18 protein-coding genes are annotated in these 25,302 nt (G+C 61.9%); 15 read left to right on the forward strand and 3 right to left on the reverse strand.

Annotation, left to right across the window (positions count from 1 at the left end; genetic code table 11):
- The first annotated feature begins 240 nt into the window (after positions 1–240).
- Positions 241–2,703 carry a TonB-dependent siderophore receptor gene (locus tag AC1MEK_RS09710; RefSeq protein ID WP_480396035.1) on the forward strand — a complete coding sequence of 821 codons (2,463 nt, stop codon included), beginning with the start codon at positions 241–243 and terminating at the stop codon, positions 2,701–2,703.
- A 562-nt stretch (positions 2,704–3,265) separates the two neighbouring features.
- On the opposite strand, the gene AC1MEK_RS09715 is transcribed toward AC1MEK_RS09710, so the two are convergent.
- Positions 3,266–4,231, reverse strand: a complete 966-nt coding sequence (locus AC1MEK_RS09715; RefSeq protein ID WP_480396036.1) for a LysR family transcriptional regulator — start codon at positions 4,229–4,231, stop codon at positions 3,266–3,268.
- Positions 4,232–4,537: 306 nt separating this feature from the next.
- Here AC1MEK_RS09715 and AC1MEK_RS09720 point away from each other — a divergent pair, with 306 nt between their 5' ends.
- From AC1MEK_RS09720 to AC1MEK_RS09740, 5 genes are all read left to right on the forward strand, one after another.
- A complete protein-coding gene (locus tag AC1MEK_RS09720) occupies positions 4,538–5,416 on the forward strand; it encodes an amino acid ABC transporter permease (RefSeq protein WP_480396037.1) in 879 nt (292 codons plus the stop codon).
- A 22-nt stretch (positions 5,417–5,438) separates the two neighbouring features.
- Positions 5,439–6,203, forward strand: a complete 765-nt coding sequence (locus AC1MEK_RS09725) for an amino acid ABC transporter ATP-binding protein (RefSeq protein ID WP_480396038.1) — start codon at positions 5,439–5,441, stop codon at positions 6,201–6,203.
- 22 nt (positions 6,204–6,225) lie between these two features.
- Positions 6,226–7,047 carry an ABC transporter substrate-binding protein gene (locus tag AC1MEK_RS09730; RefSeq protein WP_480396039.1) on the forward strand — a complete coding sequence of 274 codons (822 nt, stop codon included), beginning with the start codon at positions 6,226–6,228 and terminating at the stop codon, positions 7,045–7,047.
- A gap of 139 nt (positions 7,048–7,186) precedes the next feature.
- Positions 7,187–8,371, forward strand: coding sequence for an MFS transporter (locus tag AC1MEK_RS09735; protein WP_480396040.1), 1,185 nt, complete (start codon positions 7,187–7,189; stop codon positions 8,369–8,371).
- 236 nt (positions 8,372–8,607) lie between these two features.
- Positions 8,608–9,612, forward strand: coding sequence for an aldo/keto reductase (locus AC1MEK_RS09740; RefSeq protein WP_480396041.1), 1,005 nt, complete (start codon positions 8,608–8,610; stop codon positions 9,610–9,612).
- Between the two features lie 129 nt (positions 9,613–9,741).
- Here AC1MEK_RS09740 and lapD read toward each other — a convergent pair whose 3' ends face one another.
- Positions 9,742–11,688, reverse strand: a complete 1,947-nt coding sequence (lapD, locus tag AC1MEK_RS09745) for a cyclic di-GMP receptor LapD (protein ID WP_480396042.1) — start codon at positions 11,686–11,688, stop codon at positions 9,742–9,744.
- Between the two features lie 27 nt (positions 11,689–11,715).
- Positions 11,716–12,429 (reverse strand): cysteine protease LapG, encoded by a 714-nt coding sequence (lapG, locus tag AC1MEK_RS09750; RefSeq protein ID WP_480396043.1) that lies wholly within the window; start codon positions 12,427–12,429, stop codon positions 11,716–11,718.
- 328 nt (positions 12,430–12,757) lie between these two features.
- Here lapG and AC1MEK_RS09755 point away from each other — a divergent pair, with 328 nt between their 5' ends.
- From AC1MEK_RS09755 to AC1MEK_RS09795, 9 genes are all read left to right on the forward strand, one after another.
- The gene (locus AC1MEK_RS09755) at positions 12,758–13,501 is read left to right on the forward strand and encodes a GntR family transcriptional regulator (protein WP_480396044.1); all 744 of its coding nucleotides are present in this window, start codon (positions 12,758–12,760) and stop codon (positions 13,499–13,501) included.
- Between the two features lie 176 nt (positions 13,502–13,677).
- On the forward strand, positions 13,678–14,433 hold the full coding sequence (locus AC1MEK_RS09760) for a thioesterase II family protein (protein ID WP_480396045.1): 756 nt from the start codon (positions 13,678–13,680) through the stop codon (positions 14,431–14,433).
- 704 nt (positions 14,434–15,137) lie between these two features.
- Positions 15,138–15,914, forward strand: a complete 777-nt coding sequence (locus tag AC1MEK_RS09765; protein WP_480396046.1) for a DUF3050 domain-containing protein — start codon at positions 15,138–15,140, stop codon at positions 15,912–15,914.
- Positions 15,915–15,963: 49 nt separating this feature from the next.
- Positions 15,964–16,908, forward strand: coding sequence for a diiron oxygenase (locus tag AC1MEK_RS09770; RefSeq protein ID WP_480396047.1), 945 nt, complete (start codon positions 15,964–15,966; stop codon positions 16,906–16,908).
- Positions 16,905–20,354 (forward strand): non-ribosomal peptide synthetase, encoded by a 3,450-nt coding sequence (locus tag AC1MEK_RS09775; protein ID WP_480396048.1) that lies wholly within the window; start codon positions 16,905–16,907, stop codon positions 20,352–20,354. The genes AC1MEK_RS09770 and AC1MEK_RS09775 overlap by 4 nt, the downstream gene beginning before the upstream one ends.
- Positions 20,355–20,415: 61 nt before the next feature.
- On the forward strand, positions 20,416–20,901 hold the full coding sequence (locus AC1MEK_RS09780; protein WP_480396049.1) for an SRPBCC family protein: 486 nt from the start codon (positions 20,416–20,418) through the stop codon (positions 20,899–20,901).
- Positions 20,902–21,113: 212 nt separating this feature from the next.
- Positions 21,114–21,614: a sigma-70 family RNA polymerase sigma factor gene (locus tag AC1MEK_RS09785; RefSeq protein ID WP_480396050.1), complete on the forward strand. Its 501-nt coding sequence runs from the start codon at positions 21,114–21,116 to the stop codon at positions 21,612–21,614.
- Positions 21,611–22,606: a FecR domain-containing protein gene (locus AC1MEK_RS09790; RefSeq protein ID WP_480396051.1), complete on the forward strand. Its 996-nt coding sequence runs from the start codon at positions 21,611–21,613 to the stop codon at positions 22,604–22,606. The genes AC1MEK_RS09785 and AC1MEK_RS09790 overlap by 4 nt, the downstream gene beginning before the upstream one ends.
- 84 nt (positions 22,607–22,690) lie before the next feature.
- Positions 22,691–25,195 (forward strand): TonB-dependent siderophore receptor, encoded by a 2,505-nt coding sequence (locus AC1MEK_RS09795; RefSeq protein WP_480396052.1) that lies wholly within the window; start codon positions 22,691–22,693, stop codon positions 25,193–25,195.
- Positions 25,196–25,302 lie beyond the last annotated feature (107 nt).

Here is a 25,302-nt window from a genome sequence, read left to right on the forward strand (position 1 = left end):
TCCTGCAGGCACCGGGCCGGTCCTAATTCTGCGCAACGCCGCCGAACTGTGGGAGCCGGCTTGCTGGCGAATGCGTCAGGTCAGTCGAAGCAGCAGTGAATGACACACCGCATTCGCCAGCAAGCCGGCTCCCACAATGAAGCGCCCAACATTTTTTAATGATTTCCCTGATACCTTTTCCCCTGTCATTCGGTGTGGGAGAGAACCCCTCACTTTTCTTCGCTTCGACAGGATTGCCGAATGACTTTCAGGCCGCTTTCGCCCTCTTCCAGAATGAGTCCCACTCGCTTCCCGGTAAAAGCCCTGAGTCTTGCCGTTGCACTGGTCGGCCTCGCGCCGCTGCACAGCGTCATGGCCGCCGATCCTGTGCAGAGCAGCGTGGCGCGCAGCTACGCGATCGCGCCGGGCCCGCTGGGCGATGTGCTCGCGCAGTTCGCGGCTATCAGCGGCGTGCCGCTGTCCTTCGATTCGAAGCTGCTCAATGACCACCACAGCGACGGCCTGCAAGGCAGCTACACGGTGCAGTCAGGCTTCGCCCACCTGCTGCAGGGCAGCGGTTACTCGCTGTTGAGCACCGGCGACAACGGCTACACCGTGGCGCCTGAGGTCAAGGTCGGTGACGCGATGGAGCTGGGCGCCACCACGGTCACCGGCGAGAACAACGCCCAGGCCGACACCTACGCCGGCGGGCAGGTCGCGCGTTCGGCGCGCCTGGGTGTGCTGGGCAATCGCGAGATCAAGGACGTACCGTTCAGCGTGGTCAGCTACACCTCGAAAACCATCGCCAACCAGCAGGCCCGAACCGTGGGCGACGTGCTGCTCAACGATGCTTCGGTGCGCCAGTCGGCAGGCTTCGGCAACTTCTCCCAAGTGTTCACCATTCGCGGCCTGCCGCTGCAATCCGACGACATCGCCTTCAACGGCATGTACGGCATCCTGCCGCGCCAGATCATCACCACCGAAGCCGTCGAGCGGGTCGAGCTGTTCAAGGGCCCGAACGCCTTCGTCAACGGTGTAGCGCCACAGGGCAGCGGCATTGGCGGCAGCGTCAACATCGTGCCCAAACGCGCCGAAGACACGCCGACCCGCAGTGTGACGCTGGATTACGCCAGCGACAGCCAGGTGGGCGGGCATCTGGATCTGGGCCAGCGCTTTGGCGAAGACAACCGCTTCGGTGCGCGGATCAACCTGGCGCAGCACGGCGGCGAAACCGCGATCGACGACGAGACCAAACGCTCGCAATTGATCGCCGTGGCGCTGGACTACCGCGGCGACCGCCTGCGGGTGTCGACCGATTTCGGCTACCAGAAAGAACGCATCAATCAGGGCCGCGCCGTGGTCTATCCGAACGGCTCTGTCGTGCCGCATCCGCCGTCGGCCAAGGACAACTACGCCCAGGACTGGACCTGGTCGCAGCTGGAAGACACCTACGGCATGCTCAACGCCGAGTACGACCTCAACGACCACTGGACCGCCTACGCAGGCGCCGGCGCCAAGCACACCCGCGAGAACGGCGAGTACTCCTCGCTGTACGTCAGCGACAACAACGGCACGGCGCGCACCGGTTTCCTGTACTCGCCCCACGATGAAGACAACAAGAGCGCCATCGCCGGGTTGAATGGCCACTTCGATACGGGCCCGGTGACGCATCAGATGAACTTCGGCCTGTCGGGTATCTGGGGTGAGCAGCGCTCGTCGTTCGAAGCGATTCTGGTGGCCAACCGTCAGCCGAACAATCTGTACAACCCGGTGCAGATCCCGCGCCCGACCAACACCTATTTCGGCAGCGACATCCACGACCCGCGCATTGTCGGCAAGAACCGCATCAAGAGCGCGGCAGTCTCCGACACCCTGGGCTTTGTCGACGACCGCGTGCTGCTGACCGTGGGTGTGCGTCGTCAGACCATCGAAGTCGACGCGTGGAATACCACCACCGGCGTGCGCAACGCCAACTACGACGAGTCAATTACCACACCGGTTTACGGCCTGGTGATCAAACCGTGGGAGCATGTTTCGTTCTACGCCAACCGCATCGAGGGCCTGGCACAGGGCCCGACCGCGCCAGCGACCAACGTCACCAACCCCAACGAAGTCTTCCCGCCACGGCGCAGCAAGCAGACCGAAGCCGGTGTGAAGCTGGACTGGGACAGCTACGGCGCGACCCTGGGCGTGTACCGCATCGAGCAGCCCAACAGCGCCACCACCACCGCTCCCGGCAACCGTCTCGGCACCTTCAGCGTCGACGGTGAACAGGTCAACAAAGGCGTGGAACTGAACCTGTTCGGCGAACCGGTCGACGGCCTGCGCCTGCTGGCGGGCGCGACGCTGATGCACACCGAACTGAACAAGACCTCCAACGGCCTGACCGATGGCAACCGCGCCGCCGGCGTGCCGCGCTTCCAGTACAACCTGGGCGCCGAATGGGACGTGCCGGGCATCGAAGGCGCCGCACTGAGCGGGCGGATGCTGCGCACCGGCGGCGAATACGTCAACGCCGACAACACCCTGAGCATCCCGGCCTGGACGCGCGTCGACCTCGGCGCCCGCTACGGCTTCAAGGCCGACGACAAATACATCACCCTGCGCGCCAACGTGGAAAACGTCGCCAACAAGGCCTACTGGGCCTCGGCCTCGACGGCCAACAACTACCTGACCCAGGGTGAACCGAGGACGTTGAAGGTGTCGGCTACGGTGGATTTTTAAAAGCGTCCTGCTTTTGCCATATGCGTTGGCGCACCGACTGACCGCTTTTACCCAATACGTCGAACCATTGACTATCGGCTTCTGCCGAAGGCGTAGGAGCTGAGCTTGCTCGCGATCTGGCGCGAAGCGGCAGCAAAGCCAGACACACTGGCCGTGTCAGTGATACCGGGTCGTCAGGATTTACTGCCGCTTCGCGCCAGATCGTCCGATCGCGGCCCGGAGCTAGCTACGCTCCTACGCCCTCCGGGCAGAAACAAATGAGGTGACCCTATATTTATCTGTAGGAATCGCCTTACTCGCTCTTCAGTCAGGTCCTACGAGGTAGTCGCTATCTTGGTAGCCTTACCGAAGGCTAGCCTGAGCATCTTCGAAATCCTGAACACCAAGACGTGATATGAACATTTCAAGTGACCACGACGAAGCTGTCATTGCGATGATTCGGGATGACCCAGAATTTGCGGCCGAGTACATGAAGGCAGCGATTCTTGAGCGTGATGAGGAAGGCGGATTTCAAGGGCTGATGACCGCCATTCGCCATCTAATTCAAGCCCATGGCCCGCTCTCAATCCACCCGCTTCAAATCCACCCCCAACGCCTGGGCAAACGCCGTGACCAGCGGGCTGCGTGGGGCGTTGTGGCGCAGGATGAGGTTGAAGGGGGTGCGCAGGTGGATGAGGTCCGGGCGCAACGCGCGCAGCTGGCCGTCGCGGACCAGGTTGCGGGCGTAGTGCTCCGGCAGAAAGCCGATGAAGCGCCCGGTCAGGATCAGGATTGCCACGGCTTCGACCTGTGAGGCGGACGCCGTCTGGCTGTCGTAGTTGACGAAACTGGCCTTGTCGCGATGGATCGCGTAGCGGTGGTTGATCACTTGATGTTGGCGCAGGCTGTCGATGTCCAGCGTGCTGTCTTCGACGTCGAACAGCGGATGGCCCGGCGCGCAGTAGGCGTGGGCCTGTTCCTGGTACAGCTCGAAGTAATCGAACTCTTCGCGACGCTGGTAGACCGGGACGATCCCGACCGTCAGCCTCCCCTCCACAACGCCGCGTTCGATTTCGTCAAGTTGCGAGGCCAGCAGGCGCAATCTTACTTTCGGCGCTTCATCGTGCATGGTGCGAAGCGAGGGTATTAACGGCGAACTTCGGTCGGACATGGTGTTGTCGATAACACCAATACTCAAGTCGCCGATCAGTTCGTTCTGCGCCGAACTTATGCGGTCGCGAAAAGTGTCCACCGAGGCAAATAATTCGATGGCCGCCTGATAGACCAGCTTGCCTTCTTCGGTCAGGTGAAAGCCTTCGCGGCCTCGGGTGCACAGGCGCATGCCGATGCGGATTTCCAGGTCGGAAATCTGCTTGCTGATCGCTGCGAGCCCCACGTTCAGCTCGTTTTGCGCGGCGCTGAAACCGCCCGCCTCGACCACAGCCTGAAACACTCGCAGCAGTTTGAAGTCCATCCCGCTGAGGGAAATGGGCGGGCGATAGCCCGGTTTGGGTGGCACGTTTCCAGAAGTGGAAAGTGGAGTTTCCATAATGCTGATTTACCTCGCCCGTCATATTCAACAGGCTTTGACCCACAACAAAAACGTGCCCGAAAGACAATAATGAACACAGAAAATGGCGATTGGCAACCATCTGCACGACGCCCTGATCAATGACCCGATCATTGAAATCAGCGAATAAAACCTGGCACTTCGATCAGGACCCTTGACCTGAAACTGCCCTCCACTCTCAGCGAAATTTCACCCTGGAAAGCGTGCCCGAACACACTGACCAGTCTGTCGATAACTCGCTGAAATCGAACACGCACGGTCTGACCACCGCTTGGGAGACACACCATGAACCAGAACCAGGCAGAGCATCTGCGAGCCGAACGCAAGCAGGCCGAGAACGAGTTCGACATCACCCAGTACGAACACGTCCCGCGCCGCTACTACGGCCGGATCTTCTTCGCCACGCTGATCGTCGTCGCCCTGGCGGGCCTGGCCCGGGCATTCGCCAACGGCCAGATCGAGTGGAACTACATCGGCCAGTTCCTGACCTCCGAAGCCATTTTGTGGGGCCTGCTGAACACCATCGTCATGTCGATTCTGGCGATGATCCTGGGCGTGGTGATCGGCGTGATCACCGCGATCATGCGCATGTCGGCCAACCCGATCCTGCGCTACGTGGCGATCACCTACACCTGGCTGTTTCGCGGCACGCCGCTGATTCTGCAACTGCTGCTGTGGTTCAACCTGGCGCTGATCTTCCCGGTGATCGGCATTCCCGGCCTGTTCCAGCTCGACACCGTGAGTGTGATGACGCCGTTCGTGGCTGCGCTGCTGGGCCTTTCCATCAATCAGGGCGCCTACACCGCCGAGGTGGTGCGCGCCGGTTTGCTGTCGGTGGACACCGGGCAGTACGAGGCGGCCAAGTCCATCGGCATGCCGCGCCTGCAGGCGTTGCGCCGGGTGATCCTGCCCCAGGCCATGCGCGTGATCATCCCGCCGGTGGGCAACGAATTCATCGGCATGGTCAAGATGACCAGCCTGGCCAGCGTGATCCAGTACTCCGAACTGCTGCACAACGCGCAGAACATCTACTACGCCAACGCCCGCGTCATGGAGCTGTTGATCGTTGCCGGGATCTGGTACCTGGCCGTGGTCACCGTGCTGTCATTCGGCCAGAGCCGCCTGGAGCGTCGTTTCGCTCGCGGCGCCGGCAAGCGCTCGTAAGTCAGGCCCAGGAGAATTCGTCATGAGAAGCATCGTCAAAGCCGTCGGCCTGAACAAATACTACGACCAGTTCCACGCCCTCAAGGACGTGAGCCTGGAAGTCGAGCAAGGTGAAGTGCTGTGCATCATCGGCCCTTCGGGCTCGGGCAAGAGCACCTTGCTGCGCTGCGTGAACCAGCTGGAGAAGATCGACAAGGGCGGCCTGTGGGTCGACGGCGAGCTGGTGGGTTATCGCGTGGTCGGCAAAAAACTACACGAACTGACCGACGCCCAGATCGCTCGCCAGCGCCTGAGCACCGGCATGGTGTTTCAGCGCTTCAACCTGTTTCCGCACATGACGGCGTTGCAGAACGTCATTGAAGGGCCGATCCAGGTGCTCAAGCGCTCGCCCAAGGAAGCCAGCGAGGAAGCCGTCGAGCTGCTGGCCCGCGTGGGCCTGGCCGACAAGCGTCATTCCTATCCCGTCGAACTGTCCGGCGGCCAGCAACAGCGCGTGGCGATTGCCCGTGCGCTGGCCATGCGGCCCAAGCTGATGCTGTTCGACGAGCCCACTTCCGCCCTTGACCCGGAGCTGGTCGGCGAAGTGTTGTCGGTGATGCGCGACCTGGCGCACACCGGCATGACCATGATCGTCGTGACCCATGAACTGGGCTTCGCTCGCGAAGTGTCCAACCGCATGGTGTTCATGGACGGCGGCCAGATTGTGGAGGCCGGCAGCCCCGAAGACATTCTAATAAGCCCACAAAACCCACGAACCCAAAGCTTCATTTCTGCCGTTCGCACCTAAACCAGAACAAACGAGAACGACCATGAAAAAACTGATCATCCCGACTCTGCTCGCAAGCCTTGTGTCCTGCGCTTCGGCCTTCGCCGCGCTGCCCGCCAGCATCAAGGAAAAAGGTGAAATCACTGCGGCCATCGTGCCGAACTACCCGCCGATGGATTTCAAGGACACCGCCACCAACACCCTGACCGGCCTGGACGTCGATCTGGGTAACGCCCTGGCCGAGCGTCTGGGCGTGAAGATCAAATGGCAGGAAACCGCTTTCGAGCAAATGGTCAGCGGTCTGGTGACCCGCCGCTTCGACATCATCCTGTCGGGCATGACCGACACCGCCGAGCGGCAGAAGTCGGTGACCTTCGTCGATTACTTCACCAGCGGCCCACAGCTGTACACCCTGACCAAGAACACGGAAATCAATCAGCCCACCGACCTGTGCGGCAAGAAAGTCGGCACCAGCCGCCGCACCACGTGGCCGGCCGAAATCGCCGAGTGGAGCAAGCAGAACTGCGAGGCCGCCGGCAAGCCGGCAATCATCGTGACCGGCTCCGAAGGTTCGGCCGACGCCCGCGCGCAGTTGCGTCAGGGGCGCCTGGACGCGGCCATGCAGGGCAGCGAGACCATTCCGTACCTGATGGCGCAGGAAAAGGACACCTACAAGCCGATTGGCCTGGCGATCAGCAAGCAGTTCACCGGCCTTGGCGTGAACAAGTCCAACCCGGAACTGGCCCAGGCGATTGCCGAGGCGATTCAGGCGATGGTCGATGACGGCACCTACGGCAAGATCCTCAAGAAGTGGGAGCTGGAGCAGGGTGCGGTGAGCAAGGTGGGGATGAATCAAGGCCAGTAAGAGCGCCACGCATCCTGTGGGAGTGAGCTTGCTCGCGAATGCGGTGTGTCAGGCGATATTGCGGTGTCTGACCGGCCGCATTCGCGAGCAAGCTCACTCCTACACGGGGTCGTTTTAACCTCAGGACAGAAGAACAACAGTGGCCACCTACTCCCTCGTCATCCGCCGCCTGATGGTCTGTTCGCTGACCATCGTCGTCAGCCGGGCGATGACCAGCCCCCTGCTGACGCTGTTTCTGAGCACCCGGCTGGGCCTGAATCAGCAGGATGTCGGGCTGTTGATGGGGATTGCGGTGTTTATCGCAACGCTTTTGGGCCTGTATGGCGGGTACGTCATCGACCGGCTGGAGAAGCGCAAGCTGATGATTCTGGCGATGCTGTCCAGTTCCATCGGCTTCACCCTGCTGACCTTTGCCAGCAACGTTTACCTGACCACCCTCACGCTGGTGATCACCGAAACCGCGTCGGCACTCTTTCTCATCGGCTCCAAGGCGATCATCAGTGAAAACCTGCCCATCGGGCAGCGCGCCAAGGTGTTCTCGCTACGCTACACATTAACCAATATCGGCTACGCCACCGGCCCCATGCTCGGCGTGGTGATTGCCGGGCAACTGCCGCTGGCGCCGTTTTTCATTGCCGCCGCCATCGCCTTCGCCAGCGTGTTTCTGATGATCGGCATCCCGCCGACCGTGGCCGAAGGGGAAAACCAGCCGCGCAGTTTTCTCGACACCCTGGCCACGCTGAAAAGCGACCGCACGCTGATTCTGTTCACCGGCGGCAGCCTGCTAAGCACCATCGTCCATGGCCGCTACACGCTCTATCTGTCGCAATTTCTGCTGGTGACCCACACCTCGGAACAGGCGCTGAAAATCCTCTCCGCCGTGCTCGCCTGCAACGCGATCACGGTGATCCTGATGCAGTACCAGATCGGCCGCTTTCTCAAGCGCGAGCAGCTGCCGTACTGGATCTGCCTGGGCACTGCGCTGTTCGCCGTCGGCCTGTTCGGTTTCAGCTTCGCCCAGTCGACCCTGGCCTGGTGCGCGGCGATGTTCGTGTTCACCCTGGGCGAGATGATCATCTACCCCGCCGAATACCTGTTCGTCGACACCATCGCGCCCGAGCACCTGCGTGGCAGTTATCTGGGGGCGCAGAATCTGGCGGCGTTCGGCGGTGCGATGAGCCCGGTGATCTGTGGTTACCTGTTGATCAACACCCCGGCGCCGACGATGTTCTATGCACTGGCGGCGCTGACGGCGATGGGTGGGACCTTGTGTTTTCTGGCGGGGCGCAAGGCCAGGCTGACCAATACCGACATAGCCCTGTGACGCGGACCTATCTTCCATCGACATCCTGTGGGAGTGAGCTTGCTCACGAAAGCGATGGTTCAGGCGCAGAAAACCTCGCGTCTGGAAGTCCCTCTTCGTGAGCAAGCTCACTCCCACGGGAGCGCGTATGCCATTCCTCAAAAAGTGTCACTTTTCAAATCCGCGTCAAACAGGCGAGTATGTCCGGTCTAGAGCCATCCTGATTTCCACTTCCCTGACGAAAAGGATATCGAGCAATGATCTACCGCACGCTTGGCCAATCGGGCCTGAAAGTTTCCACGCTGACCCTGGGCTCCATGATGTTCGGGGTGCAGACCGGCACTGAAGAATCCCTGCGCATCATCGACAAGGCCTGGGATCAAGGTGTGAATTTCATCGACACCGCCAACGTCTACAACGCCGGTCGCTCCGAAGAGATCGTCGGCGAAGCCATCGCCTCGCGCCGCAGCGAATGGGTGCTGGCGACCAAGGTCGGCAGCAGCTCGGGCAATACCGCGCCCAACACCAGCGGCCTGAACCGCAAGCACATCTTCAACGAGATCGAATCGAGCCTGCGTCGCCTGGACACCGATTACATCGACATCCATTACCTGCACAAGGAAGACCACAGCACGCCGCTGGAGGTGACGGTGTCGGCCATCGGCGATCTGATTCGCGAAGGCAAGATTCGCTACTGGGGCGTGTCGAACTTCCGGGGCTGGCGCATCGCCGAGGTGGTCAACGTGGCCCGGCGCCTGGGCGTGGATGCGCCGGTGATCAGCCAGCCGCTGTACAACATCGTCAACCGCCAGGCGGAGCTGGAGCAGATCACTGCGGCTAAGTTCTACGGTCTGGGCGTCGTGCCATACAGCCCGCTGGCCCGTGGCGTGCTCAGCGGCAAATACGCACCTGATGTGACGCCGGACAGCAGCACCCGCGCCGGGCGGCAGGACAAGCGGATTCTGGAAACCGAATGGCGCAGCGAATCCCTGCACATCGCGCAGAAGCTGCAGGCCTATACCAAGGACAAGGGCGTCGGCCTGGTGGAGTTCGCGATTGCCTGGGTGCTGAACAACCAGGCGGTGACCTCGGCCATCGTCGGCCCGCGCACCGAAGAGCAGTGGGACAGCTACACCAAGGCGCTCGAGGTGAAGATCAGCGCTGAAGACGAAGCCTTCATCGATTCGCTGGTGACTCCGGGGCATGCCTCGACGCCAGGCTTCAACGATGTGCAGCATTTCGTGACCGGCCGATATGTCTAGTCGCTGAGCTTTTGTGGGAGCCGGCTTGCTGGCGAATGCGTTAGATCAGACGCTGCGAGGTTGAATGGCACGCCGCATTCGCCAGCAAGCCGGCTCCCACAGGTCCAATGTTGTGTGACGAAACAGCGTTCACTCCCCCCACGGCGCCGGGTCGCCGAACAGCTGCCCCTGCACGCCCACAATCCCCATCTCCCGCAGCACCAGAAACTCGCCCTCGGTCTCCACGCGTTCGGCCATCAGCGGCAGATCGATGCTGTGCGCCGCCCTCTGGATGGCTTCGATGAACAGCCGCTTGTGCCGCTCATGATCGATATTGCGGATGTAACTGCCCTCGATCTTCAGGTACGCCAGGCCCAGGCTCGACAGGTTGCCGATCATGCTGAAGCGCCCGCCGAAATGCTGCAGGGCCAGTGAGTAACCCAGCTCCTTCAGGCGCCGGGTCAGGTCTTCGAGGGTCTGCTGGTCCGGCACCTGCTCTTCGCCGATTTCCAGAATCAGCCTGTGAGCGAGATGCCCGTTGCGCTTGAGCACGTCCATCACCTCATTGAGCGCAACAGGGTCGGAGACGGTCGCCGCAGAGAGGTTAAGCGCCAGCATCTGGTCATGCCGCACCAGTTGCTCGAACACGGTTTCCAGCATCAGAAGATCATGCCGCGCCGACCAGCCGAAGCGCTCGATCCACGGCAGGAAGCGGCCAGCGGGCAGGGTTTGCGAATCCTCATCGATGACCCGCGACAACACTTTGAAGTGCAACACCCGCCCCTCGTCGCTGGCGTCCATCACCGGCTGGAAAAACAGCTGAAAACGCCGCTCGCTCAAGGCCTGGTCCAGCAGTTCGTACCAGGCGTGATGATCGTCCTCCAGGCTGTTCACCGCGCCGTGTTCGATGCAGTACCAGATCTGCCCACCCTGGCTTTCGGCCTGGGAAATGGCCTGGTCGGCGAGGCCCAGCAGGGTCTGCGCCGAGTCGCCGGGGTTGTAGGGCGCAAGGCCGATGTAGGCGGCCGGGCTGACGTCCGAGGCGCCAGTGCCGCGCAGGCTGTTGAGCGCGGTTTCAAGCTCGCGGGCCAGTTGCAGCGCTTCTTCCTTGACCAGCCCCGGCGCCAGCACGGCGAATTCACCGCCGCGAATCCGCCCGATCAGATGCCGCGCTTCGGCATGGTTGAAGCACTGGCGCACCAGCACATCGCTGACGGCGACCAGCAGCGCATCGGCTTTCTTGCCGCCCAGGCGCTCGTTCAGGCCGGTCAGGTCATTGACCCGCATCAGCAGCAGGTAGCCTGAGCGCGCATCCTCGACCTGGCTGACGTGTTCGTTGAGGCGCATGTCGAAATAGCGCCGGTTGGCCAGGCCCGTCAGGCTGTCCTCGTAGGATTCGATGCGCAGTTTTTCGGTGCGCTCGGCGTGCTCGTGGAACAGCGCCTTGAGCTTGTCGACCATCTGGTTCATGGCCTGCACCACCCTTCGCAGCTCGGGCGTGGCCGGCAGCTCCTGCACACTGAGAAATTCCCGTCGGCCGATGGCCTGGGACTGCTCGACCATGTAATCGAGCGGCTTGAGCTGGCGCCGCAACAGCCACGCACCCACCAGAAAACTCAGCGCCCCGCACAGCACCAGCCAGCCCAGATAACCCAGCGCGCCCTGCCACAGCTTGCCGATGGCGAACATCGGATGGCTGACCACCTCGACCCGCGCCGCCGGGCGCCAGCCGCGGCTGATGATCGCGCTCGCCCCGGCCGGCTCCAGCGCAATCAGCTTGATGAACCAGTCGGGCGCTGTGCTCGCGGGCACGGCGTTGCGCTCGACGATGACCTGGCCGGTGGCAGGATTGATCACCCGGATGCGCGCGTAATAGCCGCTGTCGAAGATCGAGCTGACCACCAGCTCCATCATCGTCGGGTCGTCCACTGCCGGCTTGAGCGACAGCGCAAGCGCAGTCGCCGCATCCTGGGCATGCGAGCGCAACTGATTGACGTATTGGTTTCGTGAGCTTTCCAGGCTGACCATGAAGCCGCCGCCAAAGGCGATGATCATGAACAGGCAAATGGCGATCAACAGCTGTTTGAACAGGGTCATGGGTCAATCCTTGTTCTGTCGGATGGGTCAGGGCGTATTGCCCTCGACCGGAAAACCTTCGGCTTTCATCTTGTTCAACACTTCCTGCCAGCGGGACAGCTGTTTGATATCCCCCGCTATGCTGTTACTGCCGCCGATGGTGCTGTCCGTCGCGTCCGGCAACCACACGCCTTCGCCATTGAAGGCATACACCGGCAGCAGGTCCTTGCGTGCATCGGCCGGTGTGATCGTATCGACCAGGCTGTCGAGCACCAGCGGCTCGCCGTCTGCGTCGGGGTAGTACGTCAGGACCATGTGTGCCCGTTCCGGGTTGAGCACCTTGACGTAGGTAATCAGCAGTTTGTCTGCAGGCATGCCCAGTTGCCGCAGGCTGAAATACTTGGCGATGGCGAAGTCCTCACAATCGCCTGCGCCTTTCCACAATGCCTCGATGGGCGTGGCCCAGTAGTCGTCCATGTGCCACAGGTCGATGTCTTCCACATAGCGCAGCTCGCCGTTGAAGAACCGGTTCACCCGCTCCAGCATCTCCAGGTCGTTGCCCGGCTTGCGACCGGCGAGCATGGCTTTCCATTCATCGACCCGCTGTCGTCCTTCCACCGACGGCCCGTACAGCGCGCTCGCGCGGCGCACGATCAGGGAAAAGTCCCAGTCGGCGTGCACAAAACCGACCAGCACGACGCCCGTCAGCAGCAACTGACAGCACCTGCGTGCAAGCCGGCCAAACGCGCAACGGGTCGCCAAAGCTCTCAATCCATGGGATCGACCGGAGGTACTCGCTGGCGAGCCTCCAACCGAGGAGAATAATGGCATCTGGCGATCATTGGCTTGCAATTCAATGACTTCGATTGTCTGCCCGAGTGAGCGTAAAAATGCCACGTCCAGGCGACCGTTTTCCGACGCCTCGTATCGTTAAAAGGATAGAACACGGTGCGCACATTCTCGCCAGAAAGCCTTGTAGAATGCGGTCCGCCGCAACAGGGCCAGAGATGTAACAAAGTTTGACAAGGTGGGCCGTGGCTTCTAGTGTTCCATTGGATCCAATATTTGATCAGTGAAGAAGAAGTAATCGATGCGCAGGACTGAGAGAGAGCAATTTCTGCGGGAAATCCTGGGGGACGAACAGCCTCCTGCCCATCTGGCGCGCGCGGTGATCGAAGAAAAACTGCGCAGCGCGATTCTCGACGGCCGTCTGTCGGCGGGCATGGCCCTGCGTCAGCAAGAGCTGGCCACCCTGTTCGGGGTCAGCCGCATGCCGGTTCGCGAAGCCCTGCGCCAACTCGAAGCCCAGTCACTGCTGCGCGTCGAAACCCACAAGGGCGCCGTGGTCGCCCCGCTGATCAACGAAGACGCCACCGACGCCTACGCCTTGCGCATCTTGCTGGAGTCCGAAGCACTGCGTCAGTCGATCCCGCTGTTGACTGCTGAAGACATCAGCCGCGCGCGCAGCTATATCGAACAGCTGGAGATCGAAACCGACTACTCGAAAATGGGCACGCTCAACCGCATGTTTCACATGGCGCTGTACAGCCGGGCACCGAACAAGCGCCTGCTCAAGCTGGTCGAGGACGGCCTGAACGAGGAAGAACGTTTCCTGCGTTTCAACCTCAAGCACATGGGCCTGGGCAAGCTGTCCCAGCACGACCACTACGAACTGCTGCGCATGGCCGAGGCCGGCGCCACCGAATCCACCGTCAGCGCCCTGGCCCACCACTTGAACCGCGGTGTCGAGGCCATCAACAACTACCTGAAGAGCCGTCCGGCGGAAGTCGCCAAACCCGCCTCGACGAGGAAGCGCGCCCTCGCCCAGCAATGACGGTGACACGGTCATGAACGGCAACGGTTCATGACCCTGGCATTCGCGCCCCTGCTTGCGGTCCCCGACCGGATTGAGCATGGGGTTGATTGGGCACCGCCTGGCGCGGTGCCAGCGCCGAAGGACACGGCCCCACAGCAGTAACTGGCTTGCCCTGCAGGCCCCGGGGATTTTCAGTGTACGCCGCGAAAAGCAAATGGCTGATGGTGGTCAATTCCGGACAGCCCATCCGCACGCGCCTGATCTGTTTTCCGGACGCCGGGGTCGATCCCGAGCAGTTCCGCGACTGGTCCCAGGGCCTGGCGGACCACATCGAACTCGTGACATTACGCCTGCCCGGCCACGGCAGCCGCTTCAAGGAAACCCCGTACGATCAGTGGGCACCGCTGCTCGAAGACACCTTCGGCGCGCTGCGCCATTACCTGACCGAACCCCACGCCTTTTATGGCCACAGTTTCGGCGCCCGCCTGGCCTACGAAATGGCGCGCCTGGCACAGGCCCATTATCCGAAGCTGACCCGCCACCTGTTCATTTCTGGCTGCCGCAGCCCCGACAGCCAGCAGGCCCGCCCCTATCTGCACACACTGCCCAAGGACGATTTCATCCAGGCGCTGATCAAACTCGGCGTCGTGCCCGAGTCCGTGCTGCAGGACACCCGGCTCATGCAGCTGTTCGAGCCGGTGATGCGCAGCGACCTGAAACTCTCCGAGCTGTGGTCGCACCACCCTGACGAAGGGCTGAACATCCCGCTGACCGCGCTCTACGGCAGCGACGACCCTCAAGACACCGCCACCAGCATGATGAACTGGCGCGAATTCACCCGCCGCGAATTCGAGCTGATCGAACTCCCCGGCAAGCATGACCTCCTCACCGCGCAGCGCCGCCGGCTGCTGCACATCATCAACACTCACCTGGGACTGCTCGACGTCTGAGCCTGGCCGGTCAGCGCCCCTGGCTGACGTTCGCTGCACCTCTCGCCCACGCCCCCTGACATTGCACCCTTGCTGATTTCTGCCAGCGTTACCCCTGCGCATTCCCGTGTTTCAGGCACACTCGCCAGACGGACCCGCCTGCAGTCGGTTGTGCACAGGTCATTTTCATGGAGCAACAAAAGGAGCAGTGCAACGGGTGCGGCTTATCGGGATGCCTATCAACGCCGCCCACATAAAAATCCCTTTCATTTGATTATTTAGTTAACGCGCAACGCTGAACGAGGCATTCGTTCATTATTGATAATTCTGACTTTATTGAGTCGGAAGGGTTGCGCTCGACCCAATAAAACTTATTTTAAAAGTTTTATCCCAACACTTCGCGCCCTGTTTTTATACCCATTAAAAAGTATCAAAAAGTATTTGATCAATGATTAAAAAGTGATTTAACGTTTTCCCGTCGCTCGCTGTACGGCGCTGAAAGCCCTAGCTATTCAGCGTCTTGAAGCCATGCGGCGTCAGTGCCCAAGGCATTTGGCTCAGCAACCAACTGACCATTTGAGGACGTTTATGTTCGCGGCCTGCGCTCGCCTGCCTTTAAGGGAGGCTATTACTTACGCCTCTGTCAGCGGGCAACTTATCCGATGCTTAAATCTGAAATAACCGTATGGACCGCCATAACTTTCCCACCTCAAGGGCGCCACAAAATGCATAGCCAACAACAACTATTGAACCGTAAGAAGTCTGAACTAAGTGGTCATCCGATCTTTTCCGAAATCGATTCACTGGACGTGCTGCGCCGCTTCATGGAGGCCCATGTGTTTGCCGTCTGGGACTTCATGTCACTGACCAAGCGCCTGCAGCAGGAACTGACCTGCACCCGACTGCCCTGGTTGCCGCCCAAGGATCCCAAGGCCGCGCGCCTGATCAACGAGATCGTGCTCGGCGAGGAGTCTGACGACCGCGTCGATCACGGCCACTACAGCCATTTCGAGCTGTACCTGGATGCCATGCGCGAAGTGGGCGCCAGCACTGCGCACATCGAGCGCTTTATCGAACTGCAGCAGGAAGGCGTGCAGGTCGACACCGCGCTGGACAGCGTCAACGCCGACCGCGCCGCCGTGCGCTTTGTCCGGGACACCCTGGAAACCGCACTCAACGCCCCCGCCCACAGCGTGGCCGCGGCCTTTCTGCATGGCCGCGAAAGCGTCATCCCGCTGATGTTCCAGAGCATTCTCGACGACTGGGGCATCACCGCCCACCAGGCGCCGACCTTCCGCTACTACCTGCAGCGGCACATCGAAGTCGATTCCGAGGATCACGGACCGGCCGCCGAGTCGCTGCTGGCGCGGCTGGTCGACGGCGACGAGCAACGCGAACACGAGGTCTACGCCGCCGCCATCGCCGCGGTGGAAAGCCGCATCGCGCTGTGGGATGCGCTGCGCCTGAGCATGCGCAGCCCGGCGCTGGAAGCCAGCGTATGAGCCGCTCGCAGGCCGCCACCTCTTTCGCCCACCGCACAGGGACAAGACCATGAAAGCCGAAGACTACCTGTCTTTCGTCGATGCCTGGGAAGGCCGTGCCACAATCCGCACCCGGCCGCGTCGCATCGTCGAGAACGACGAGAAACTCATCTATCCGCTGAGTCGCCAGCCGCTGGTGCTCAGCGAAACCTTCACCCGCGAATGCCCGCACCTGCGCGATTTCGCGCTGATCCAGAGCCTCTACAAGTTCATCAACGACGTGGTGATCTTCGAGACCGAGATCGTCGACAAGACCGCCCGCAGCATCGCCAAGGACAACTTCGCAATCCGTTTCCCGTTCGCCTGCCGCTACGACGCGATGACCGTGGTGGTCGACGAGGACTATCACGCGCTGGTGGCCATGGATTTCATGCAGCAGACCATCGCCCTGACCGGCATCGAACCCATACACCTGCCGCTTGAAATCGAACTCAGCCGCGCGATTCCCGCCGCCCTGGCGCTGGCGCCCGAGCACCTGCGCAGCGCGGTCGAGCTGATCTGCGTGGCGATCGCGGAAAACACCGTGACCAACGATGTGGCGGCCTTTGCCAAGGATGACACGGTCAAGCAGTCGATCAAGGGGCTGATGGCCGATCACCTGCTCGACGAAGGCCGCCATTCGGGCTTTTGGGCGCGGCTGGTGCGCATCTACTGGCATGTCGCGCCGGAAGAAGACCGGGCGACCATCGCGCAGATCATGCCGGTGTTCATTGCTCAATATCTGACCAATGACATCCAGAAGTCCTTCGACTTCGTGCTGATTGACCACCTCGACGTAGCCGAGCCGATCAAACAGGCGCTGCGCGAAGAAAGCCAGGCGATGTGCTTTCCGATCAATCGCCACCACCCGCTGGTGGGCAACATCGTGCGCTTCTTCAAGACCAGCTCGATGCTCGAATCACCCTGCGTGCAACAGGCCCTGGCGGACTACCTGCCAGCAGGAGGCGCGCAATGAAACGTCTGGAAATCGTGCTCATCGGCCATAGCCGGGCGCTGCATGAGCTGAGCGTCGAACTCGACAGCCACGGGCATTTGCTTCATCTGATTGCCGACGCCCAGGCACTTGAAGACAACAGGTTGCAAAGCCCGTCGATGCTGATCGAAGACGGCACGCTGGACCTCACCAGCACGCGCCTGCAGGCCTTCAAAAGCAGCGTGCACCTGGGGCTGCGGGCCGGGCTGACGCCGGATCTGCAACAGAGCCTGCCGCGCATTGAGCTGCTGTGCTGGTGCGGCACTGCAACGGCGCAACGGCTGATCCTCTGCCAAACCCTGCCCACCGAGCCCTCAGGCAACGGCCGTGTCTTGCGTGATGCCGCCGTGGCGACGCTGATCGACAGCGTGGCGCTGATGGTCAGCCGCTTCTCCCGGGACGCCGAGCATTTCGCCCGGGCCGAGTCAGCCACCGCGCCGCAGAGCGAATGGCAGGAAGGCTTGCAGCAGCTGGACCGGCTGGCCTTCGAGCATCGCTTCAACCGCACCGCACAACCGCACCTGCTGAGCATCGCGCAGGTGCCGCTGACAGCGCGATTGAACGGGAGCTTCACGGCATTTGCCGAGCGCTGTGCGTTGAATATCGATGGCGAGCGGATCAGCTACGACGCCTTGCGCGTCCACAGCGTGGCGATTCAGGCGCAGATCAGGCCGCTGCTCGCGGCTACGAGCGAGCCAGTGGTAATCGGTATCTGCTTGCCCAAATCAGCGGCGCTGTTTGCCGGGATTCTGGCGATTCTGGGTCTGGGAGCGGTGTACCTGCCGCTGGACCCCAGCCAGCCGGTCCAGCGCCAGCAGTACATCCTGCAGAACTCCGGCGCCGCGCTGTTGCTGCACGACGGCCAGCACCCGCTGGCGGGCGAGAGCGTACCGGGGCTGGACATCAGCCTGATCGAGGCGGTGCCGAGCGCCGAAGCGCTGATGCAGCATCGCCCTGAAAGCCACGCGCCGTGCATGGCGCTGTACACCTCGGGGACCACCGGGCATCCGAAAGGTGTGATGCTCAGCCAGCACAACCTCAGCCACTTCACCGCCTGGTACGCGGAGTACGTGGGGCTGACCCAGCACAGCCGGGTCCTGCAGTTCTCGACCCTGAGTTTCGATTCCTCGGTGATCGACATCTTCCCGACACTGCTCAGTGGTGCCGAGCTGGTGGTGGCCAGTGAGGATCAACGCCGCGATCCGTTGCAGCTGCGCGAGCTGCTCGATGACGGCCTGACCCATGCCTTCCTGCCACCCGCTTTGCTGAGCATCCTGCCGATGGAGCAGCCGCTGCGCCTTGAGCACTTGATGACCGGAGGCGACGTCTGCGAGCCCTACGTGATTGAGCGCTTGGCCGCGCAGTGCCAGTTTCACAACCTGTACGGCCCGACCGAAGCGACAGTGCTGATCACTGCCGGGCAGTTCCGGCCGGGCAGTAGCAATCGCAACCTGGGCCGGCCGATCGCCAACAGCCAGTTGCTGATTCTCGACGAGCAGATGCAACCGGTCGCCGAACAGACGCCGGGCGAGCTGTACATCGCAGGGCCCGGCGTGTGTCTGGGTTACATCCACAACCCCACGCTGACCGACGAGCGCTACGTGCAGATTGGGCTGGGCGACGGCGAAACCCTGCGCGCCTACCGCACCGGCGATATCGGCAAGTGGACCGAGGACGGCATCGAGCTTTCCGGGCGCCGCGACAATCAGGTGAAGATCCGCGGCTTTCGCGTCGAGCCCGAGGAGATCGAACACTGTCTGCGCGACAGTCAGTTGTACCGGCAGGTGGCGGTGGTGGTCGACGAGCAGCGACGGATTCTGGCGTTTCTCGCCCAGCCCCATGGCGTCGAGCCGGACGCTGCGCGGCATCTGCTCAAGGCCCATGTCGAGCGCCTGCTGCCCGATTACATGCGCCCGGCCGCCTACACCGAGCTGGCGAAGATGCCCTACGCCAGCAACGGCAAGATCGATCGCAAGGCCTTGCTGCAATTGCCGGTGAACATGATCGAGCAGGCGCCGCGGCGGGAACCGGCCACGGAAAACGAGCGAGTGCTGCTAGCGCTGTGGGCCGAACTGCTGGAGCTGCCGCCGGGGGATATTTCCACCGATGAAAGCTTCTTCAACCTCGGCGGCCACTCGATTCTGCTGTCACAGATGCTGCTCGGCATTCGCGAGCGGTTCGGGCGCAGCATCCCGATCAACCGCTTCATCGAAGCGCCGACGCTGATCAACCTGGCGTCGCTGATCGACAGCGATGGTGCTTCGGCCTGGACCGTCAGCCCGCAGGCGATCAAGGACGCTACCGCGCCTCTGGATCTCCCGATTTTGCCAGTGGGCAAGCTGGGCGATGTGCACAAGGTGATCGTCACCGGCGCTAATGGCTTTCTCGGCGTACACATCGTCGAGGCCTTGCTGGCGTGGGGTGCCACCGAAGTCGCCTGCCTGGTGCGCGAAGGCGGCGGGATGACGGCGCAGGATCGCTTCATCGAATCCCTGCGGGAAAACCGCCTGCAGGACCTGGACCTGAGCCGAGTGCGGGTCTACGCCGCCGACGTCACCCAGCCGCAACTGGGCCTGGCCGACGAGGTGTACGAGCGCCTGGACCGCGAGTTCGGCGCGCTGGTGCACAACGCCGCCAACGTCAATCACGTGCAGGACTACGAGACGCTGGCGCGGGACAACGTGGCGCCGATCTTCGAATGCCTGCGTCTGTGCGAGGGTCGCAGCAAGAAGGTCTTCAACTTTGTCTCGACGCTCTCGGCCTCCAGCGCCGTGGCCGCCGACGGCAGCGTCCTGGAAGCGCCTGCCGCCGAGACGCCGCCGATCTACATCAAGAACGGCTACAACCTGTCCAAGTGGGTCGCCGAGCGCATCCTGCAGCAGGCCCGCGAGCTGGGGGCGTGGGTGAATATCTACCGCCCGGGGAACATCGCCTTCAACAGCGTCACCGGCGTCTGCCAGCCGCACAAGAACCGGCTGATGCTGATGCTCAAGGGCTCGATGCAGCTGGGCCAGGTCCCCGACTTCTCGATGACCTTCGACCTGATGCCGGTGGATTTCCTGGCCCGCTTCATCGGCTTTCACAGCAGCCGCTATCAGCCCGCCCGCGCGGTGTTCAACCTGCACAACCCCGAGCCTCTGAGCTGGAGCGGCTATGTCGATGCGTTCCGCGAGGCCGGGCGCGAGTTCGAGATGGTCAGCGTGGCGCACTGGCAGACCCAGCTCAACCGGGTCGACAGCCACAACGCGCTGTTCGGCGTGCTCGGCTTCTACCTGGACGGCTTCGAGGAAGACATCGGCGACATCTCGATGATCGCCTATCAGAACGCCCTGGCCGGGGTTGAGCGCATGGGCGAGCGCTACCCGCAGAAAACCCCGGCGCTGCTGCGCAAGGGCTGCGATTACCTCAGGGAAATCGACTTCATCTGACCCCCATCCCCGTCATTCGGGCAATTCCAACGCAACACCCACGTACGTAATGGAGAACGACATGAACGCAATCAACAAGATCCAGCCGCTCAAACCCGACACTCTGGTCAGCAACCCTGCCGGTACACCGGTGGTGGCCTCGGTCAAGGTCGCGGCTGGCGCGCAGGACGTCTGGCAAGTCGTCGGTGATTTCGGCGGCTTCGCCAGATTCATTCCGGCGCTGGCCAGCATCGAGGTGATTGGCAGCGGCGCGGGGTCGGTGCGCCACAAGAAGTTCAAGGAAGGCGGGCTGGAGGTGGTCGAGCAGCTCAACTCGCGGGACGACAAGGCGCTGTCCATGACCTGGACGACGATTTACAACAACCTGGGCGTCGGCAATCTGTGGGCGTCGATGACCGTGGTGCCTGCCGGTGACAGCAGTGTGGCCACCTGGACCATCATCGCCGAGCCGGCGGCAGGGAACCCGATGAGCGCTCAAGACTTTCAGGCGTTTCTGCAGGGGTTTGCCGATGATGCGATGAACAACGTGCAGAAATTATTCGGCTGATTAACAGATCTAACGGCACTGCAACAAACCTGTAGGAGCGAATTTATTCGCGATGCGTTGGTGCATCCGATACATCAATGTCGGATGCCATGGCCATTCGCGAATGAATTCGCTCCTACAGCCGATCCCCCGATCTGGAGTTGCAAATCGCCAGACATCTCAACACAATGCGACTCATTATCATTTAAGCGGCGCTGGGATGGCGCGGTTCGATGCCTTCTTCCAACGCGACCCTGCGCACCCTGTACAGCGATCATCACGGCTGGCTCAACGGCTGGCTGCGCAGCAGGCTGGGCAACGCTGCCGATGCCGCGGATCTGGCGCAGGACACCTTCCTGCGTTTGCTCAACCGCAGCGAACTGCTGGAACTCAAGGCTCCGCGAGCCTTCCTGCGCACCGTCGCGCGCGGGCTGGTGATCGATCACTGGCGCCGTGAAGAGCTGGAACGCGCCTACCTCGAAGCCCTCGCCCATTTGCCCGAACAGCTCGCGCCCTCGCCAGAGGCACGAGAGCTGGTGTTCGAGTTGCTGGAAAGCATCGCCCGCATGCTCGACGGCCTCAAACCCAAAGTGCGCCGCGCCTTTCTGCTGGCCCAATGCGAGGGCCTGACCCACAAACAGATTGCCGAACACATGGACATTTCCGTGCGCTCGGTGGAGCGCCATGTCGCCGATGCCCTGTATCACTGCTACCTGTTGCGGTACGGCGCATGAATCAGGCATCCGCGCTGAACCATCGCCAGCCCTCCCCGGCCGTCGTGCATCAGGCCATCGAATGGATGATGCGGCTCGACAATCCTGCGGCAAGTGCTCGGGTGCAACAGCGCTGTGAACAGTGGCGCACGGCGCATCCGGATCATGAACTCGCCTGGCAACGGGTGCTTTCGCTCAACGCCGATCTGCAGGGCCGCTTTCAGGCACTGCCCGGAAACGGCGTGGCGTTCGATGCGCTGGAAAACAGCGCGCAGCGACTGGGACGGCGGCAGACGTTGAAGCTGTTGAGTGGCCTGTTGGTGCTGGGCTCGGGTACTTATCTGGCGAAGGATCTTGCCCCGTGGCAGCAATGGAACGCCGATTTCGCCACGGGCTTTGGCGAACGCAGCGGCTTCGCACTGGCCGATGGCACTCGCCTGCAGCTCAATACCGACACGGCGGTGGATCAGGATTTCAGTGCGACGCAGCGCCTGATCCGGTTGAGCAAGGGCGAGATTCTGGTCACTTGCGGCGCCGATGGGCAGAGCGCGACCAGACGGCCGTTGCTGGTCAGTTGCGCACATGGGGTCTTCGAAGGGCTGTCGGGGCGGTTTGTCGTTCGCCAGGACGCGGGGCATGCGCGCCTGAGCGTGATCGAAGGCAAGGTGGTGATCCGCTCGCCCGGCGTCACACCGGTGATCGTCGACGCCGGGCAGAGTTACCGGGTCGATGGGCTGCACGCCGATCGGGTCGCGCCGCTGAACATGGAGCCCGGCGCCTGGGCCGATGGCCTGATCGTCACCCGCGACATGCGCCTGGACGACTTCCTCGCTGAAGTCTCGCGCTATCGCCATGGCTATCTGGGCTGCGCGCCGGACATCGCCGGGTTGCGGCTCTCGGGCGTGTTTCGTCTGGAGGACACCGACAAGCTGCTGGCGATGCTGCCACAAACGCTGCCGGTCCAGCTCAAGTACCGCACGCGCTGGTGGGTGACGCTACAACGCAATGCATGACGATTTATTTTGGCGGGTTTTGCTCGTGAGTCCGGCTTAGAGATCAGTACCCCTTCTCTTCACCGACCTGTACGGAATCCTGCAATGACCCGGCTTCAACCTACACCGCTCCTGCAAACGGGCAATGATCCCTTGTCAGCCAGACCTTCTGCGCTTGGCTCGGCCATTCGTGCCGCGCTGATTTCCACCACCTTGTCGGTAGGCGTCATGCCGCTGCACGTCTGGGCCCAGGAGCCCGCCGCTTCAATCAGCCCGGTACGCAGCTATGCGGTGCCTGCGGGGCCGCTGGGCGAGGCGCTCAATCAGTTCGCGCGCCAGGCGGGCATCATGCTGTCTGCCACGCCCGAGCAAACCGCAGGGCTGCGTTCACCCGGCCTGCAGGGCAATTACGGCACGGATCAGGCCTTGAGCATTCTCTTGGGCGGCAGTGGTTTGCGGGCGGTGAACCAGGACGGCAGCAGTTATGTGCTGCGCAAGAGCGATGATGCGGCGATGTCGCTGCCCAGCACCGAGGTGCGGGGCTTTGCCCTGGGTAATGCGCTGGGCAGCATGGAAGGCTACAACGCGACCCACAGCCAGATCGCGACCAAGACCAGTACCGCGCTGCTGGAAACGTCGCAATCGGTGTCGGTGGTCACGCGCGAGCAGATGGACGATCAGGGCTCGCAGACGGTCGCCCAGGCCATGCGCTACACGCCGGGTGTGCTGACCAATCCCTACGGCGCAACCCACCGATATGACTACGTGGCGCTGCGCGGCTTCAACGATGGCTCGGTGGACAACATCTATCTCGATGGCCTCAAATCCATGGGCGACAGCGGCACGTACAGCACGATGCAGGTCGACCCTTATTTCCTCGAGCGGGTGGATATCCTCAAAGGCCCGTCCTCGGTCTTGTACGGTCGCAGCTCGCCGGGCGGCCTGGTCGCGCTGACCAGCAAGAAACCGCTGTACGAGCCCTATCACCAGATTCAGGCGACGGTCGGCTCCAACCATAAACGTGGCGTGGGTTTCGACTTCAGCGGCCCGGTGGATGACGACAAACGCATTGCCTATCGTCTGATCGGCCTCACCGACCAGTCCGACACGCAGTTCGACCATACCGAAGAAAAACGCTACGCACTGGCGCCGACCCTGAGCATCGACTTCAGCGAGGACACCTCGCTGACGCTGCAGGCGTATCTGCAGCACGATCCTGAGGGCGGGTACCACGGCGGCAATCCGGCCGACGGTGTGCTGCATCAGCGCAACGGCCAGCGTATCTCCCAGCACTTCTTTGAAGGCGAGCCGGGCATCGATGGCTACAGCCGCGATCAACAATCCTTTGGCTATCAGTTCGAACACCGCTTCAATGACGTCTTCACCGCGCGGCAGAACTTCCGCTACCTGGATTCCAAGGTGAGCCTGGATCAGGTCTACAGCTATGGCTGGACTTCACCGACCAGCAACGAGCTGAACCGTTATTACTCGGGGGCCAACGAGCACCTGCATTCGTACATCGTCGACAACATGCTGCAGGCGGATTTCTACACCGGCCCGGTCAAACACACTGCGCTGTTCGGCGCTGACTACCAGCGGCGCAAGACCGTGGTGGACTGGCAGAGCGGGTCTCTGGCGCCGATCAACGCGTTCAACCCGGTGTATGGCAACGCCCAGATCACCTATTTCGACCCGACCAGTTATCTGCGACGCCTGGAGCAGACCGGGGTATATGCGCAGGATCTGATCGAATGGGACAAATGGCGTTTCTCCCTGGGCCTGCGCCATGACTGGGTGGAGACATCGGACGAAAACCGTATCGCCGAATTCGGTCGCCCTGAAGGCACTGAAATCAGCGACAAGCGCACCAAGACCACCGGGCGCGCCGGCGTGCTCTATCTGTTCGATAACGGCCTTGCGCCTTACCTGAGCTATTCGGAGTCGTTCAACCCGAACTCGTACTCCGACAGCGCAGGCAATCCGCTGGCCCCAACCGATGGCAAGCAGTGGGAAGCCGGCATCAAGTATCAGCCGCCGGGGACCGACAATCTGTTTACTGCATCGGTGTTCCGCATCGATCAGGAAAACCTGGCCACCAAGCTGCCGCAGGAAAACTTCTACCGACCGATCGGCGCTGTCCGCTCCCAGGGGCTGGAACTTGAAGCCCATGTGCAACTGACCGACAACTTCAAGCTGCTGGGCAGCTACACGCTGACTGACATCGAATATTCGAAGTCCATGCCGAGCACCGTCAGCGACGTCGACAACAAAGGTAACTCTCCCACCCAGGCGCCGAAACACATGGCATCGGTCTGGGGGGATTACCGCTTCAACAGCGGCGCACTGGATGGCCTGCGACTGGGCACGGGCTTACGTTATGTGGGCTCAAGCTGGGTAGATGCCGAGAACACCATGAAGGTGCCTTCCTACACGCTGTGGGACGCCTCGGTGGGCTATGACCTAGGCAAGGTCGGGCTCAAGGGCGTGGATGTTCGGCTCAATGCCAATAACCTCACCAATGAGTCCTACGTCGCTTCCTGTGCGAGCCTGAACTTCTGCTACATGGGCGAGGAGCGCAATGTCAGCGCGACGGTGAGCTACCAGTTCTGATCCGTTGCGTTGAATCAGGCCAGCCCCTGGAAGCAGGGGCTGGCTTTTTTGTGCTCTGAAACGACAAAACCCCTGTCTGCGTCAGCAGACAGGGGTTTTGGGAATTC

The organism is Pseudomonas sp. 2 (assembly GCF_056627435.1).